Origin of the sequence: Pseudomonas fluorescens (assembly GCF_001307275.1) — a bacterium.
GTDB lineage: Bacteria > Pseudomonadota > Gammaproteobacteria > Pseudomonadales > Pseudomonadaceae > Aquipseudomonas > Aquipseudomonas fluorescens_AA.
Map to the genome: position 1 here is coordinate 5,797,226 of NZ_CP012831.1, position 16,557 is coordinate 5,813,782.

13 protein-coding genes are annotated in these 16,557 nt (G+C 61.3%); 8 read left to right on the forward strand and 5 right to left on the reverse strand.

Going from position 1 to position 16,557, the window contains the following annotated elements:
* Positions 1-223: 223 nt before the first annotated feature.
* Genes AO356_RS25660 through AO356_RS25670 form a run of 3 tightly spaced genes read left to right on the forward strand, consistent with a single transcriptional unit; the run spans position 224 to position 3,131 of the window.
* Positions 224-784, forward strand: a complete 561-nt coding sequence (locus AO356_RS25660; protein WP_060742179.1) for a TRAP transporter small permease — start codon at positions 224-226, stop codon at positions 782-784.
* Entirely contained in the window at positions 781-2,061 is a 1,281-nt protein-coding gene (locus AO356_RS25665) for a TRAP transporter large permease subunit (RefSeq protein WP_060742180.1), read from the forward strand. The genes AO356_RS25660 and AO356_RS25665 overlap by 4 nt, the downstream gene beginning before the upstream one ends.
* A 50-nt stretch (positions 2,062-2,111) precedes the next feature.
* Complete coding sequence (locus AO356_RS25670; RefSeq protein WP_060742181.1) at positions 2,112-3,131, forward strand: TRAP transporter substrate-binding protein; 1,020 nt, start codon at positions 2,112-2,114, stop codon at positions 3,129-3,131.
* Positions 3,132-3,554: 423 nt separating this feature from the next.
* Here AO356_RS25670 and AO356_RS25675 read toward each other — a convergent pair whose 3' ends face one another.
* Positions 3,555-4,346 (reverse strand): transporter substrate-binding domain-containing protein, encoded by a 792-nt coding sequence (locus AO356_RS25675; protein ID WP_060742182.1) that lies wholly within the window; start codon positions 4,344-4,346, stop codon positions 3,555-3,557.
* A gap of 92 nt (positions 4,347-4,438) precedes the next feature.
* Complete coding sequence (locus AO356_RS25680; RefSeq protein WP_060742183.1) at positions 4,439-5,092, reverse strand: TetR family transcriptional regulator; 654 nt, start codon at positions 5,090-5,092, stop codon at positions 4,439-4,441.
* Between the two features lie 141 nt (positions 5,093-5,233).
* On the opposite strand from AO356_RS25680, the gene AO356_RS25685 reads away from it, so the two are divergent.
* Positions 5,234-6,463: an arabinose transporter gene (locus tag AO356_RS25685; protein WP_109791109.1), complete on the forward strand. Its 1,230-nt coding sequence runs from the start codon at positions 5,234-5,236 to the stop codon at positions 6,461-6,463.
* Between the two features lie 59 nt (positions 6,464-6,522).
* Positions 6,523-7,389 carry an SDR family oxidoreductase gene (locus AO356_RS25690; protein WP_060742184.1) on the forward strand — a complete coding sequence of 289 codons (867 nt, stop codon included), beginning with the start codon at positions 6,523-6,525 and terminating at the stop codon, positions 7,387-7,389.
* Positions 7,390-7,436: 47 nt separating this feature from the next.
* Here the strand turns inward: AO356_RS25690 and AO356_RS25695 are convergent, their stop codons facing one another.
* Both AO356_RS25695 and AO356_RS25700 read right to left on the reverse strand, forming a co-directional pair.
* Entirely contained in the window at positions 7,437-8,069 is a 633-nt protein-coding gene (locus AO356_RS25695) for a response regulator (RefSeq protein WP_024619432.1), read from the reverse strand.
* Positions 8,070-8,100: 31 nt separating this feature from the next.
* Entirely contained in the window at positions 8,101-9,462 is a 1,362-nt protein-coding gene (locus AO356_RS25700) for a cache domain-containing protein (RefSeq protein WP_060742185.1), read from the reverse strand.
* A 325-nt stretch (positions 9,463-9,787) separates the two neighbouring features.
* Between AO356_RS25700 and AO356_RS25705 the strand changes: the two genes are divergently transcribed.
* Entirely contained in the window at positions 9,788-11,848 is a 2,061-nt protein-coding gene (locus AO356_RS25705; RefSeq protein ID WP_060742186.1) for a carbon starvation CstA family protein, read from the forward strand.
* A gap of 15 nt (positions 11,849-11,863) precedes the next feature.
* A complete protein-coding gene (locus AO356_RS25710) occupies positions 11,864-12,061 on the forward strand; it encodes a YbdD/YjiX family protein (protein WP_053187442.1) in 198 nt (65 codons plus the stop codon).
* Positions 12,062-12,380: 319 nt separating this feature from the next.
* Here AO356_RS25710 and AO356_RS25715 read toward each other — a convergent pair whose 3' ends face one another.
* Positions 12,381-14,177 carry a methyl-accepting chemotaxis protein gene (locus tag AO356_RS25715; protein ID WP_060742187.1) on the reverse strand — a complete coding sequence of 599 codons (1,797 nt, stop codon included), beginning with the start codon at positions 14,175-14,177 and terminating at the stop codon, positions 12,381-12,383.
* Positions 14,178-14,424: 247 nt separating this feature from the next.
* Here AO356_RS25715 and AO356_RS25720 point away from each other — a divergent pair, with 247 nt between their 5' ends.
* Positions 14,425-16,509: a TonB-dependent siderophore receptor gene (locus AO356_RS25720; RefSeq protein WP_404942853.1), complete on the forward strand. Its 2,085-nt coding sequence runs from the start codon at positions 14,425-14,427 to the stop codon at positions 16,507-16,509.
* Positions 16,510-16,557: the final 48 nt, after the last annotated feature.

Consider the following 16,557-nt stretch of genomic DNA (forward strand, 5'->3'; position numbering starts at 1 on the left):
AGGCGCCACATACGTCTTGCGACGCATTGCCAAGACCATAATAAAAAATAGAGGAACACCTCATGCGAACCTGTCTGCAAACGCCCGACACCTCTCCCTCGGTCTGGCGCTCCTGGCCTGAAGCCCCTCGGAACACCTCCATTTGGATTCGATAGCGGACACCGTCGCCGTTCTATCGCTCCGGTTTGGAACCCGGCACTCGACACCCCGAGAGGTCTTCAAGATGGCAAAAGTCGTCGATTTGTATTTCAAGCTGCTGAAGCTGCTGATCGTGCTGTGCGTGCTCGCAATGATCGTGCTGGTGTTCGGCAATGTGGTGCTGCGCTATGCCTTCAACTCCGGCATCAGTGTGTCGGAGGAGCTGTCGCGCTGGTTCTTCGTCTGGATGATTTTTCTCGGTGCCCTGGTGGCGCTCAAGGACCGTGCCCACCTGGGCATGGACAGCCTGGTCAAGCGCTTGCCGTCGGCAGGCAAGCGGATCTGCCTGGTCATCGGGCATCTGCTGATGTTGTACATCTGCTGGCTGATCTTCAGTGGCAGTTGGCAACAGGCGGCGATCAACCTGAACGTAGTCGCCCCGGCATCGGGATTGTCCATGGCGCTGTTCTATGGCGCCGGCCTGGTGTTCGGCGCCAGTGCCGCACCGATCCTGCTCTACGAGCTCTACCTGGCGTTGTTTGGCAAGCTCGGGGATGACGAGCTGGTGATGGTCAAGGACAACGACGCCGAGGCGATCACTCATCACCCCGGCATCCCTGATTCCATCAAGAGTACCCGCCCATGACGCTGGTTATTTTCCTCGGGTCCTTGATCGGCAGCATGGCACTGGGCATGCCCATCGCGTTTGCCTTGCTGGTGGTCAGCGTGGCGTTGATGGTTTACCTGGATCTGTTCGATGCGCAAATCATTGCCCAGAACCTGCTCAACGGCGCGGACAGTTTTCCGCTGATGGCCGTGCCGTTCTTCATGCTGGCCGGCGAAATCATGAACGTCGGTGGCCTGTCCAAGCGCATCGTCAACATCGCCATGGCGCTGGTAGGGCACAAGCGCGGTGGCCTCGGTTACGTGGCGATCATCGCTTCCTGCCTGCTGGCATCGTTGTCCGGTTCGGCCGTGGCCGATGCGGCGGCGCTGGCGGCGTTGTTGGTACCAATGATGGTCTTGGCTGGGCACAACCGAGGGCGCTCGGCCGGGCTGATCGCCGCCGGTAGCATCATTGCGCCGGTCATTCCGCCGAGCATTGGCTTCATCGTCTTTGGTGTGGCATCCGGGGTGTCGATTTCCAAGCTGTTCCTGGCCGGGATCGTACCGGGCTTGATGCTGGGGGCTTCGCTGGCCGTTGCCTGGTGGTACATCTCCCGCAGCGAGAACGTCGAGACGCCGCCCAAACGTTCCCGTGCCGAAGTGCTGCGCACGTTGCTCGATGGCAGTTGGGCGATGGGCCTGCCCTTGATCATTATCCTGGGCCTCAAATTCGGCATCTTCACGCCCACGGAAGCGGCGGTGGTCGCGGCGGTCTATTCGCTGTTCGTGTCCCTGGTGATCTACCGGGAAATGAAGGTCAGCCAGTTGTACGAAGTGATCCTGTCCTCGGCCAAGACCACTTCGGTGGTGATGCTGCTGGTGGCGGCGGCCATGGTTTCATCGTGGCTGGTGACCATCGCCGACCTGCCGGGCCAACTGGCGGAGCTGCTGGCGCCGTTCATGGACAACCAGACCGTTCTGTTGCTGGTGATGATGGTGCTGATCATCCTGGTAGGGACGGTGATGGACATGACCCCGACCATCCTGATCCTCACCCCGGTACTGATGCCGGCCGTCATCCAGGCGGGGATCGACCCGGTGTACTTTGGCGTGCTGTTCCTGATCAACACGGCCATCGGCCTGATCACGCCGCCCGTGGGCACGGTGCTCAATGTGGTTTGCGGAGTGGCCAAGCTGGACTTCGAGGAAATCGTGCGCGGGGTGTGGCCGTTCATGTTTGCGCAGTTTGTGGTGCTGTTCCTGTTGGTCCTGTTCCCGCAATTGGTCCTGGGGCCGTTGAAATTCTTCACCGGCTAACACCGGTGCTGTTAGCTCGACCTTAAAAACAATAACGATCGGAGAGTGACATGGGAAAACTGATGAAAACCCTGCTGGCCGGGGCGTGCGCGACGGGCTTGCTGTTGACCGGCGTGGCCAGCCACGCGGACGAAATCCGCGAACGGACCTTGCGATTCGCCTTCCAGAACGTCAAGGAACACCCCCAGGGCCAGGGCGCGCAGAAGTTCGCCGACCTGCTCAGCGAGAAGAGCGGCGGCAAGATCAAGGTCCGCCTGTTCCCCGGCGGTACGTTGGGTGGTGATGTGCAAACGGTGTCGGCGTTGCAGGGCGGCACACTGGACATCACGGTGCTCAACTCCGGCATCCTGGCCGCCCAGGCACCGGATTACGCCATGCTCGATTTCCCGTTCCTGTTCAACAACGTCGAGGAAGCCCATGCGGTCATCGATGGGCCGGTCGGGCAGAAACTGGCGGCGCAACTGGACAGCAAAGGGCTGGTAGGGTTGGGTTATTGGGACCTGGGCTTTCGCAACCTGACCAACAGCAAGCATCCGGTGACCAAGCTTGAAGACATGCAGGGCCTGAAGATTCGCGTGATCCAGTCGCCGATCTACTTGGAGACCTTCTCCGCCCTGGGCGCCAACCCCGTGCCGATGGCGTTCCCCGAGGTCTACACTGGCCTTGAGCAGCACACCATCGACGGCCAGGAAAACCCTTTCACGGTGATTGAGGGCAACAAGTTCTACGAGGTGCAGAAGTACCTTTCCGTCACGGGGCACATCTTCAATCCGCAATCGTTGATCATCAGCCAGAAAACCTGGAACCGCCTCAACGATGATGAAAAAGCGATGATTCGCGCGGCCGCGGCCGAGGCGCAAGCATTCCAGCGTGAAGTCACGGCGGCGAGCATGGACAAGGCCAAGGCCACGTTGGCCGCCGCGATGACCGTCAATGAAATCACCCCAGCCGAGAAAGATCGCTTGCGTGAGCGGGTAAAACCGGTGGTCGACAAGTTCGCCAAATCCTTGGATGGCGACCTGGTGAAGACGATGTACGAGGAAATCGCCAAGGTGCGCGCGGCACAGTGAGGTGAATGGGTCTGTCCGGAACAGACCCCGTCACAGGAGGTCCTCCGTGGGAGCGAGCCTGCTCGCGATGGCGGTGTGTCAGCCAACCTCAATGCGGTTGACCTGACGCCATCGCGAGCAGGCTCGCTCCCACAGTTGTTTTGGGGTAGCCCCAGGATGCGCATACGCCACAATTCCCCTTGTGGGAGCGAGCTTGCTCGCGATAGCGGTGTGTCAGCCAAGATCAATGCGGCTGACCTGACGCCATCGCGAGCAAGCTCGCTCCCACAGTTGTTTTGGGGTAGCCCCAGGATTCGCATACGCCACAATTCCCCTGTGGGAGCGAGCTTGCTCGCGATTGCAGTGTGTCAGCCAAGATCAATGCGGCTGACCTGACGCCATCGCGAGCAAGCTCGCTCCCACAGGGGGGGGGTCAGCCAATGGTTACTGGGTGGCTGGAACGGCCAGCCACTGGCCAATCACCTTCTGGTAGCTGCCATTGGCCTTGCTCAGGTGCAGCCACTGATCCACGTACATCTTCCAGGTGTTGTCATCCCGTGGCAGCAGGTAGGCCTTCTCGCCATATTGCAGGTAGCGGGTCGGGTTGACGGCGCACAGGCCGGGCTTGAGTTTTTGCTGGTAGAGCGCTTCCGAGGCGTCGGTAATCATCACGTCGGCTTTCTTGTCCAGCAGTTGCTGGAAGATGGTCACGTTGTCATGGAAGCTGAGCTGGCCGTTGGGCAGGAACGCCCGGACGAAGGCTTCGTTGGTGCCGCCGGCCGGCTCGACAAGGCGTACCGAAGGCTGGTTCATCTGCTCGAGGGTCTGGTAACGCTCCTTGTCTTCGCAACGCACCAGGGGGATCTTGCCGTCCACGTCCAGGGTGGTGCTGAAATAGGCTTTCTTCTGACGCTCCAGCGTCACCGAAATCCCACCCATGCCGATGTCGCATTGGCCTGCAACCATATCCGGCATCAGGGTTTTCCAGGTGGTCTGCACCCATTGCACCTTGACGCCGAGGCTGGCGGCCAGGGAGCGCGCCATGTCGATGTCGATGCCTTCGTATTCGCCTGCTTCGGTTTTAAAGGTATAGGGCTTGTAGTCGCCGGTGGTGCACACCTTCAGTTCGCCGCGTTGCAGGACCTGGTCCAGCAGCGAAGGTGCCGGTTCGGCCAAGGCGCCGCAAGAGAGCGCCAACAGGCCACAGAACGTCATCGAGCTTGTTATGGTTTTCATTGTGAGGGGACGTCTCGTAGCGGAGGGAAACAAGATCGGGGAGTGTAGTAAAAGTGTTGGCAGGCTGTCACTGGAGCATGGCTGACGAACCGTCAGCAGACAGCGGTCTCAAAGGGGCGTCGCTGCAAACTTCCCAGGTAGGCGCAGAACATATCGGCCATGGCGTCGCTGTAGATGGCAACGTCCGCAGGAGAGCGGGGCGCTGATGAAAAGCGCTTACCCACGGCACTGAGCGTGCTGATGACCAGGTCACCTGCCAGGGTACGAGTTTGGGCCGGTGCGTCTGGCAATGCTTGCAGCATGAAAGCGTCCACCGACTGTTGCACCGACATCCGCGCGGCCTGGTGCTCGGGAGCGTCGCGGTAGAGCGGGGCGGCGTCGTTGAGGGCGACGCGTATCTGGGCTTCGTCACATTCGGACTGGATGAACGCCTGCACCAGGATACGCAGGCGCTCGAAGGGCGGCTTGAGGGTGTCTTCAAGAATCTCGCGCAGCATGTCGCTGGTTTGCCGCCATTCATCACTTTGCAGGCGGAACAGGATCGCCGCTTTGTTCGGAAAGTATTGATACACCGAACCGACGCTGACGCCCGCCCGCTCGGCAACCCGGGCCACCGTGAAACGTGCCGCGCCCTGGGTCGCCAAAACCTGAACAGCCGCTTCCAGAACCGCGGCGACGAGCTCGGTGGAGCGTGCCTGTTTCGGCTGTTTACGCGAGGAAATCTGCGGGCTTGGGCGTTCGGACATGTGGGCTTGAACCTCGGCAGGGAATGCGAATAGGAAATGCGACGGATTATTCGTATCTTGAATGCGACGAATTGATCGCATTCTAGTCGCCTCCGCAGGCAGCGTTCAACGTCACATCGCATCCTTTCCGTGGGTAGGGTTATGACACAAGACAATATTCATCTCGGCGCTTCTTCGGCGCCTCAGGCTGCCGTCGAGGCCCATCCGGCGCTCAAGCTGTTGCCGCTCACACTGACCGTATTCATCGGTTTTCTCACGATCGGCATGCAACTGCCTGTCTTGCCCCTCCATCTGCATGACGCGCTGGGCATGGGCACGCTGGTGATTGGCCTGGTGATCGGGGCACAGTTCGCCGCGGCGCTGTTGTCACGGGCCTGGGCCGGCAATTTTGCCGATATGCGCGGTGGCAAACGCGCGGTCATGACCGGGTTGGTGACCGCCGCGGCTTCAGGGCTGGTCTATCTGCTTTCCCTGGCGTTCGTTGCCGCGCCGGTCATGTCGGTCTGGCTCTTGTCCGGCGGTCGGGTGCTGCTGGCAATTGGCGAAAGCCTCATTGTCACCGGTGCGCTGGGGTGGGGCATCGGCCTGGTGGGGGCGCAGCATGCCGGCAAGGTCATGGCCTGGAACGGCATCGCCATGTACGGGGCCTACGCACTGGGTGCTCCGCTCGGCGTGGTGCTCAACGGCGCCTGGGGGTTCACCGGCATTGCCATGGCCTCGATGTTCATTCCGCTACTGGCCTTGCCGATTGTCGCGGGCGTGCGCGCTGTCGCCCCTACGGCGACCCGGCGTACACCGTTCTACACGATGCTCGGGGCTGTATGGGTTCCCGGCATGGGGTTGGCGTTTTGCAGCGTCGGCTTTGGTGTCCTCACGGCGTTCATTGCCCTGTTGTTCGCGGCCAGGGATTGGGGCAACGCTTCCTTGGCGTTCACGGCGTTCGGTGTGGCTTTCATCGCTGCGCGCCTGCTTTTCGGGCACCTTCCGGACAAGATTGGCGGCGCTCGCGTCGCCCTGGTCTGCGTATTGATCGAAACCGTTGGGTTGCTGCTGATCTGGAGCGCCGACACCGCGACCATGGCTTATGTGGGCGCGGCTTTCACCGGCTTCGGTTACTCCCTGGCGTTTCCCGGCTTCGGCGTGGAAGCGGTACGGCGTGCGCCACCGCAGGCACGCGGTCTCGCCATGGGGGCCTACGTCGCGTTTCTTGATATTTCCCTGGGCATCACCAGTCCGCTGGCCGGTTTGTTGGCCAGTGGCTGGGGCATCGGTGCGGTTTACCTGGGCGGCGCCATTGCCGTTGGGATGTCCTTCGGGGTGGCCTTGATGCTGCTCAGAGGACGGCAAGCACAAGTTCAATACAAATCCTGAGTCTTCGCTGGGTTATAGAAGATTTTCGGTCTCGTTTTTTTAGAACAGGAGCGTTGCATATGCACGTATTCGTTACCGGTGCCACGGGTTGGGTTGGGGCGTCCGTGGTACAGGATCTGATCGCCGCCGGGCATCGGGTCACGGGCCTGGCCCGCTGTGAAGAAAAAGGCGCGACACTGGCTGCGACAGGCGCGAAGGTGATTCCAGGCACGTTGGATGATCTCGAGATCTTGCACAGCGCAGCCTCGGCGGCGGACGCGGTGATCCACACGGCGTTCAATCATGACTTCTCGCGATTTGCCGAAAATGCCCAGCAGGACCGCCGCGCCATCGAAACGTTGGGCGATGCGTTGCGCGGCTCCGACCGGCCGTTGCTGGTGACGTCGGGCCTGTTTGGATTGACGCGGGGCGCGAGTGAACTGGAAGTGGTGAGCCCGGCTTCGCCCCGCAAGTCCGAAGCCGCCGCCCGGGACCTGGCCGAGCGTGGGGGGCGTGTGGCGACGGTGCGACTGGCGCCCTCGGTCCATGGCCTCGGCGACCATGGCTTCGTGCCGATCCTGATTCGCCTTGCCCGGCAAAGCGGCGTATCGGCTTACCCAGGCGACGGCAGCCATTGCTGGTCGGGTGTGCATCGACAGGATGCCGCGCGGGTTTATCGGCTTGCCTTGGAGCAGGGGGTGACGCAATCCGTCTACCACGCCGTCGCCGACGAGGCCGTGCCGTTCAAGGACATTGCCCAGGCGATCGGTCGTGGCCTGGGGTTGCCGGTCGAATCCCGGGAGCGCGAGCATTTCGGCTGGTTCGCCCACATGGCGGGGGCGAACATGGCGGTGTCCAGCGAATACACCCGTGCCTTGCTGGGCTGGACGCCAAGCGGCCCGGGGTTGTTGGATGATCTTGAACACCCTGGTTATTACGCTGGATAAGGGGCACCTGTGGCGAGGGAGCAAACTCCCTCGCCACAATGGTTTCTCTAGCGGGAAATGATCCCGTGGTCGATCGCGTATTTCACCAGGGCCGCGGGCTTGTCGATGTTCAGCTTGCGGCGGATGCTCAGGCGATGGGTTTCGACGGTGCGTACGCTGATGTCCAGTTCACGGGCCATTTCCTTGTTGTTCAGGCCCTGGACCATTTTGTACAGCACCTGGCTTTCCCGTGGCGTCAGCTCGTTGTCGGTGTGTGGGTCGGTGGCGAGCCGCTGGGCGATCTCGGCACTGTAGAAGGTGCCGCCGCTGATGATGGCTTCGATGGCCGCGATGATTTCCCGCGATGGCGCGTTCTTGAGTACGTAGCCGCTGGCGCCGGAACGCACGGACTCGCTCACGTACTCATAATTGTCGTACATGCTGAGGATCAGGATCTTGAGGCTGGGGTATTGCTTGCCCAGCAGCCGGGTCAGCTCGAGCCCGTTCTTATCCTTGAGGCCGATGTCCATCAGCAGCAGGTCCGGTTGGCAGCGACCGACCATTTCGATCGCTTGCGCACCGTTCTCGGCTTCACCCACCACATCCAGTTGCGGCATCACTGACAGCAGGGCCCTGATGCCGTCGCGGACCAGGGAATGGTCATCGACCAGTGCGACGCGAATCACGGGAGGCAGGTTCATCGACGAGTGCTCTTGTTGGCGTGGGCGTGCATCAGTTTTCCGTGACCGAGAGGTTCATGGGCAGCAGGATGTCCAGTTCGCTGCGGCCCGGTACGGACGTCACTTCCAGGCGTCCGCCGAAATGCTCGACCCGTTCGCGGATATTACGCAGGCCGATGCCGGCATGGCCGCGTTCCACTTGCGGGACGTTGAACCCCATCCCGTCGTCGACCACCGTCAGTCGCAAGGATTGGCTGGAACCGAACAGGGTAATGCCGACGCTTTTCGCCCCGGCATGGCGCTCGATATTGGTCAGGGCTTCCTGGGCAATGCGAAACAGCGAGACAGGGGCGCCATTTTCGAGGCGGCAATCGAATTCGTTGCTTCGATAGGACACTTCCAGCCCGCTGCGCTGCTGGAATTCGGTGGCGAGCTGGCCGATGGCGGCGGGCAGGCCCAAGGTATCGAGCAGGGACGAGCGCAAGTCGTGGGAGATATTACGGATCTCGCCGATGGCTTCGCCGAGCCGGTCAGTGGCGTTCTTCAGGATGCCCAGGCCGTTTTCCTGGCCATTCTCCAACACGTGGCTGGCCAGCTCGAACTGGAATTTTATCGACACCAGCAGTTGGCTGATGCCGTCATGCAGCTCGCGCGAAACCCGCGAGCGTTCTTCTTCCTGCAAGCTGACGATGCGCTGGTTCAAGCGCTGCAGTTTTTTGTCGGCCAGGCGATGTTCGCTGACATTGAGGGTCATGCCGCCGGCAAACACCAGCAGGACCGCCACCAACGCGATCGCGGCGATGGCTTGCATGGTGGTGTGGATGCCATGGGCGACCTCGTCACGGGCCTGCTGGGTGGCGCGCTCGACATCTTCCAGGTAAATCCCGGTGCCGAGCATCCAGCCCCATTTGTCCAGCATCACGACATAGGCCAGCTTGTCGGTCACCTGGCCGGAGGAGGGCTTGTTCCAGGCATAGCGCTGGAACCCTTCGCCTGACTCGGCGCTTTTGATCAGTGCCTGGATGACCGGCAGGCCGTGGGGGTCCTTCATGTCCCAGAGGTATTGCCCCACCAACTCCGACTGGCGGGCATGCATGAGGCTGCGGCCCTGGCGGTCGTAGACGAAGAAGTAACCGTTGATGCCGAAGCTGAGCTTGCGCAGTTCTTCCAGGACCTGCTGTTGCGCCCGCGCGTCTCCCTGGCCGTTGTCATACAGCGGGGCGATCAGGCTCTGCGCCATCTCGACATAGTTCTTCAACTCGGCGCGCTTGCTCGCCAGGATGCTGTCTTCGATCAGTTGTGCCTGTTGATCGCCCAACTGGCGGTTGAGCGAGATCACCAGGGCGCAGATGACGGCGATGGCCAGGACCAGCGGCAAAATCCCGAGGGCGACGATTTTGTGTTTGAGCAGCATCTGTACTCCTGTCCGGGCTCGGCGGGGAGGCGAATGGCGGCATCATATGCCAAACCCATGGGTGAGGCATAAAACCTGTGGGAGCGAGCTTGCTCGCGATGACGTCGGATCAGCCAGAGGGGATGTCGCCTGACACAATGCCATCGCGAGCAAGCTCGCTCCCACAGGGGATGGGTGTCTACGTAGAACTACGTAGATGGCCTGTACGTAGTACTGCGCATTTATTTATTGACGACTTGCAGGGATATTGGGCCGGCTCCGAATAGCCGGGGCACACTATAAAAACAATCGCCGCAATCCACTGGATATCGGCAGGAGACACGCAATGACAACCCGTCTGGTTAAACACCTCGCCTGGTTTGCCGTGGCTGTTCTGGGAGCTTGTGCGTTGAGTGTCGTGGCCTTGCGCCGCGGCGAACCCATCAATGCCCTCTGGATCGTCGTCGCCGCCGTGGCCATCTACCTGGTCGCCTACCGCTACTACAGCCTCTTCATCGCCAACAACGTGATGCAACTCGATGCGCGCCGGGCCACCCCCGCCGTGCTCAACAACGATGGCCTGGACTACGTCCCGACCAACAAACACATCCTTTTCGGCCACCACTTCGCGGCCATTGCCGGTGCGGGGCCGCTGGTCGGGCCGGTGCTGGCGGCGCAGATGGGCTACCTGCCCGGCACGCTCTGGCTGATCGCCGGCGTGGTGCTGGCCGGTGCGGTGCAGGACTTCATGGTCCTGTTCCTGTCCACCCGCCGCAACGGTCGCTCCCTGGGTGACATGGTGCGCGAGGAAATGGGCCGCATCCCCGGCACCATCGCGCTGTTCGGCTGCTTCCTGATCATGATCATCATCCTCGCGGTGCTGGCGCTGATCGTGGTCAAGGCCCTGGCCGAGAGCCCGTGGGGGATCTTCACGGTGATGGCGACCATCCCGATCGCGATGTTCATGGGCATCTACATGCGCTACATCCGCCCGGGCCGCATCGGTGAAATCTCGATCATCGGCGTGCTGTTGCTGCTGGGGTCGATCTGGTTGGGCGGGCAAATCGCCGCCGACCCGGTCTGGGCCAAGGCTTTCACCTTCACCGGGATCCAGATCACCTGGATGCTGATCGGCTACGGTTTCGTCGCGGCGGTACTGCCGGTGTGGCTGATCCTGGCCCCGCGGGACTACCTGTCGACCTTCCTCAAGATCGGCACCATCGTCGCCCTGGCGATCGGCATCCTGGTCACCATGCCCGAGCTGAAAATGCCGGCGCTGACCCAGTTCACCGACGGCACCGGGCCGGTGTGGAAGGGCGGGCTGTTCCCGTTCCTGTTCATCACCATCGCCTGCGGCGCGGTCTCGGGCTTCCATGCGCTGATCTCCTCGGGCACCACGCCCAAGCTTTTGGATAATGAAACCAACGCCCGCTACATCGGTTACGGCGGCATGCTGATGGAGTCCTTCGTGGCGATCATGGCCATGGTCGCCGCTTCGGTGATCGAGCCGGGCGTGTACTTCGCCATGAACAGCCCGGCGGCCATCGTCGGCGGTGACGTGGTGGCCGTGGCGCAGACCGTCAGCAGTTGGGGTTTTGCCATCACGCCCGAGGCGCTGCAAGCGGTGGCCAAGGACATCGGCGAGACCACCGTGCTGGCCCGTGCCGGCGGTGCGCCGACCCTGGCGGTGGGGATCGCGCAGATCCTGCACTCGGTGCTGCCGGGTGAGAACACCATGGCGTTCTGGTACCACTTCGCGATCCTGTTCGAAGCGTTGTTCATCCTCACCGCCGTGGACGCCGGCACCCGTGCCGGGCGGTTCATGCTCCAGGACCTGCTCGGCTCGTTCGTGCCGGCCCTCAAGCGCACCGAATCGTGGACCGCCAACCTGATCGCCACCGCCGGTTGCGTGGCACTGTGGGGTTACCTGCTGTACCAAGGCGTGATCGATCCGCTGGGCGGCATCAACACCTTGTGGCCACTGTTCGGCATCTCCAACCAGATGCTGGCCGGTATCGCCCTGATGCTCGCCACCGTGGTGCTGATCAAGATGAAGCGCCAGCGCTACGTCTGGGTCACGCTGCTGCCGGCGTCCTGGCTGCTGATCTGCACCACCACCGCGGGCCTGATCAAGCTGTTCGACGCCAACCCGGCGATCGGCTTCCTGGCCCTGGCGCGCAAATACAACGATGCCCTGGCCGCCGGCCAGATCCTGGCCCCGGCCAAGAGCATCGAGCAGATGCAGCACGTGGTGTTCAACGCCTACACCAACGCAACACTGACGGTGTTGTTCCTGTTCGTGGTCTTCAGCATCCTGTTCTACGCGCTCAAGGTCGGCATCGCCGCCTGGGGCACCAAGGAACGCACGGACAAAGAAGCGCCATTCCAGGCCCTGCCGGACGCTTGATAGAGGATTGCAACGATGTTCAATGACTTGAGTCGCCTGGGTAAATACCTCGGTCAGGCCGCCCGCCTGATGGTCGGCATGCCCGACTACGACAACTACGTCGAGCACATGCAAACCCAGCACCCGGACAAACCGATGATGGACTACGAGGCGTTCTTTCGCGAACGCCAGGAGGCCCGTTACGGCGGCAAGGGTGGGCCCAAGTGCTGTTGAACTGCTGATGGCCAGTGGATGATGTAACCCTTGTGGGAGCGAGCTTGCTCGCGATGGCGGAGTGTCAGTTAACGATGATGTCGACTGATCCACCGCCATCGCGAGCAAGCTCGCTCCCACAGTTGTTTTTGGGGGGCTCAGAATTTGTATGCGCCACAAAATCCCTTGTGGCGAGGGAGCTTGCTCCCGCTGGCGTGCGAAGCAGGCCCCGGCGGTTCTTCAGGCCGACCGTATCAGCCGGTTTTGCGACTGCTGCGCAGCCGAGCGGGAGCAAGCTCCCTCGCCACAGGGTAGTTGTCTGGCTTGATTCCGCTGTTGATCACTCCGCCAGCAGCACCGCCGCATCGAAGCCCACCCGCAAGTTGCCCCAATGGCGACCGCCGAAGAAGAACGGTACGTCGATCTCGGTCATGATTTCCCCGGTATCGCGCAGGTAGGTCTGCAGCAGGAAGCGCTGGACGTTGCCCGCCGCGCGCAGGCCGATCGGGTCGTTGAAGATTCGCTTGTTGCGGCACACCGGCAAATCCACCGCCCGGTCGCCGGTTGGCGGCTTGGAGACCCAGCTGTTGTTCACCGGGCAGTAGCCCTTGCTGTCGACAATGAACGACACCTTGCCCCCCGGCGTGCTGCGGGTGAGTTTGTCGCATTCTTCCTGGCAGACCTGGGCAAAGCGTTCGGTGTAGCTGGCCATGTACTGTTTGGGATCGGTACCGGGAATCAGTTGATAATTCTGATCGAACAGGTTCAGGCCTTCGCGTTGCAGCGTTTCCAGGCGAACCTGGAGCGTGTCGCGGCACTCGCTGGCGCGGGTAATGGCGGCGTCCAGCTTGCCGTGGCCGAGCACGAACCGGCCCAGCAGCGCCTGGACCTTTTCGGCCACGCCGGACAGGTCGCGGGTGGCCGTTGCTGAATGCTGCATGCGCTGGTCGATCAACTGGCTGTCGGCGTGAATCTGGGTCACCCGGTCGTTGATCCCGGTGTTGCTGTCGGCGAACTGCTGGATGTGGGTCGCGATGTCCGCCAGCTTGCCGTTGGTGGATTCGAAGTCGACGATCATGCTTTCGAAATGGCCGGAGGCGCGTTCCACCACTTTCTGGGTTTCCCGGGCGCTGTGGCTGATCTGCGTGGTCTGCTCGTGGGTGGAGCTGACTTCCTCGAGCATGGCGTCGATGTTGCGCGAGATATCGTCGGTGGCCCGGCTGACATTCTGTGCCAAGGTGCGCACTTCATCGGCCACCACCGCGAAGCCGCGGCCACTTTCGCCGGCCCGGGCGGCTTCGATGGCGGCATTGAGGGCCAGCAGGTTGGTCTGGGCAGAGATCTGCTGGATCAACCCGACAATCGACTTGATGCTCGAGGAACGTTGGTTCAAGGCGCTCACCAAGGTGGCAAATTCACCGAGGTTGCTGGAAATCTCACTGATGTTGCCGGTTACTTCCAGTAGCTCGGCGTAGGAGTCGCGGGCCATGCTCAGGTTCTGGGCGGTGGTGCTGGAGATGCCCTGGGTCTGGCGCGAGACTTCTTCGATGCGGCCCACGGCGGTGTTGCTCTGGTCCATCACTTCCTTGGCGAAGCGGGCCTGGTGGGTGGCACTGTCGCTGGAGTCGCTGATGTTCTTCAGCGAGCGGGCCGACTCGACGGCGATGTGCACAGTCAGCGCCTGGACATTGCTGATGATCTCCCGCTGCTTGGCCAGGAAACGGTTGCAGGTGCCGGCCAGCACGCGGATCTCGTCGTGGGTCACCAGTGGCAGGTCCTTGGACAGGTCGCCTTCGCCGTTGGCGATCTCTTCCAGGGCCTTGGTCATGGCGGTGACGGGGCGCACGATGAGGTGGCGGAAATACCAGACCATGAAACTGATCATGCCCAGCGTCAGGACCGCGCCGAAGAGCAGGGCATGGGTAAGGCTGTCGAGCCGGCCTTCGATCTGCCCCAGCAAGGCACCGTCCAACTGCGCGTTGCGCAACAGCAGCAGGATCTCGGCGCGGGCGCTGACGGCCACCCAGTACAACAAGCCACTGACCAGCACCAACAGGAAAAGACTCGAGAGCTTTTTGGTGAGGGTATCGAAAAACTGCATCTCGATAGACTCGTACAAGTCCTTTAACGTCTGCATGCCGCTGCTCCTGGGCAAAAAAATCTCTTAATGGAATACATTCGACCGCGAGCGGCAAAGCTTTAGGGCGGTGGGGCGATTTGATATCGCCTATGGGAGCAAGCCCCACAGAGGTTTGGGGCGATCATCACTTGATACAAAAGATTTACTGGGAATGATTCTCAAAGTATATTTGCTCTCATTAACGTCCCTTCCATGAGTGCGCGTCTTGAATCGTTCCACCCCCCTCGTAAATCGCAACGTCTTCATCAAGTGTGTGTTGCCAACCCTGTCCTGCTGCTTCATTGCAAACCCGTTGTGGGCACAGGACGCTGTCGAACTGCCGGCCACGGATATCCAGGGCAGTCGTGTCACTCAGGACGAGGGCTATACGACGTCGCAAGCCAGCACGGCGAGCAAGAGCGATGTACCGATCAAGGAAGAGGCGCAGTCGATCAACGTGGTGACCCAGCAGACCCTGGCGGACTACCAGGTGCGCTCGCTGAACGACGCGATGAAGTTCGTCAGCGGCGTCAGCCAGGGCAACACCCTGGGCGGCTCGAGGGACTCGTTGGTCAAGCGCGGGTTCGGCACCAACGACGACGGCTCGATCCTGCGCGACGGCGTGCGTTCGAACCTGGGCCACAACTTCAGCGCCACCACCGACCGCGTCGAAGTGCTCAAGGGCCCGGCCTCGATGCTGTACGGCGCGCTGGAGCCCGGCGGCCTGATCAACGTCATCAGCAAGAAACCGGAATACACCCAAAGCACCACGCTGAGCGGCTCGGCCTACAGCGAAGGTGGCGGCACCATGGCCCTGGACACCACCGGGCCGCTGGGCGATACCGGCCTGGCCTATCGCCTGATCGCCGAGCGCGGCCACGAGGACTACTGGCGCAACTACGGCGTCAATGAGAGCACGCTGGTGGCGCCGTCCCTGGCTTGGACGGGTGAGCGGGCCTCGTTGAACCTGAGTTATGAGTACAACGAATACTCCAATCCGTTTGACCGGGGTACGATGTTCACCAACGGGCATCCGGCTGACATCGATTACGACAAGCGTCTTGATGAGCCTTGGGCCAAGAGCGTGGGGATTCGCGAAACGGCGACGGCGCGGTTCGAGTATGAGTTGAGCGATGCGTGGAAAACGCGGGTTACCTATGGTTGGAACAATGATCGGTACAGTCTTTCGATTGCGCAGCCCGATGATTTGACGGGAAATCAACTGAGCAGAAAATCCAACGGCGCTCATTACGATGACGAAACGCGCTACGCCAGTTGGGATTTCATCGGTAAGCAGGAGTTGTTCGGCCAGCGCCATGACCTGTTGGTTGGCGTCGATAATCAAGTGTCCGATCAGTTTCGTGGCAAGACCTACCGTGGGGATGCGCAAGGAGGGTTCGACATCACTGCGCCGGTTTATGGTGGGTTGGCAGAACCCAGCAAGCTGAATGCAAAACAGAGCAACCTGAGTAACCAACTGACCTCCAGCTCCATTTATCTCAAGGACAACTGGCATCTGGATGATCGCTGGATACTGGTCTTCGGTGGTCGCTACCAGCATTACGACCAATTCGCCGAACAAGGCATGATCAAGCGAGAGGGGGTTCGCGACGATAATGGCGACGCCTTCGTTCCATTCCTCGGATTGGTTTATAAAGCTGCCGAGACCCTTTCTCTTTATGGTAATTACAGCCGTTCATTCAAGCCCAACGATACCGTCGACGACAACCTCAGCACCTTCAAACCGGAAGAAGGGCGTAGCTATGAAGTGGGTGCCAAATACGACCCGATGCCTGGGCTGAATATCAACCTCGCCTTGTTCGATATCGTCAAAAAGAATGTAGTAACAACCACTGTAGTCGGCGGAAAGAACATCGCAGAAGCCGCTGGCAAGGTGGGTTCCCAAGGCCTGGAGCTCGACATCACTGGCCGCCTGGCCGACCGTTGGGACTTGATCGGCACTTACGCCTACACCCACACAGAAATATTGGACGATCCGGACGACGAAGGTCATCGCCTACCCGACGCTCCCAAACACACCGCGAGCCTGTACCTCACTCACCACCTGAACATCCCAGCCGAATTCGGCGCCTGGCACGCCGGTGCCGGTGCGCGTTACGTCGGCGAACGCGCCGCCAACAAGGCCAACGAATTCTGGCTCAGCAGCTACACTGTCGCCGACGCCTTCCTGCGCTGGGAGGCGCCGGTGATGGGGCACAAGACCTCGTTGCAGTTGAACGTCGACAACCTGTTCGACAAGCAGTACTACCCGTCCTCCACCGGCAGCGAGTTGCAGGTCAACGTCGGCGAGCCGCGTACCGCCAAGCTGAGCGCCAGCGTGACGTTCTAATTCGGCTGCGCTGGAATACAAAATGCCCGGGACCTGCGTCCCGGGCAT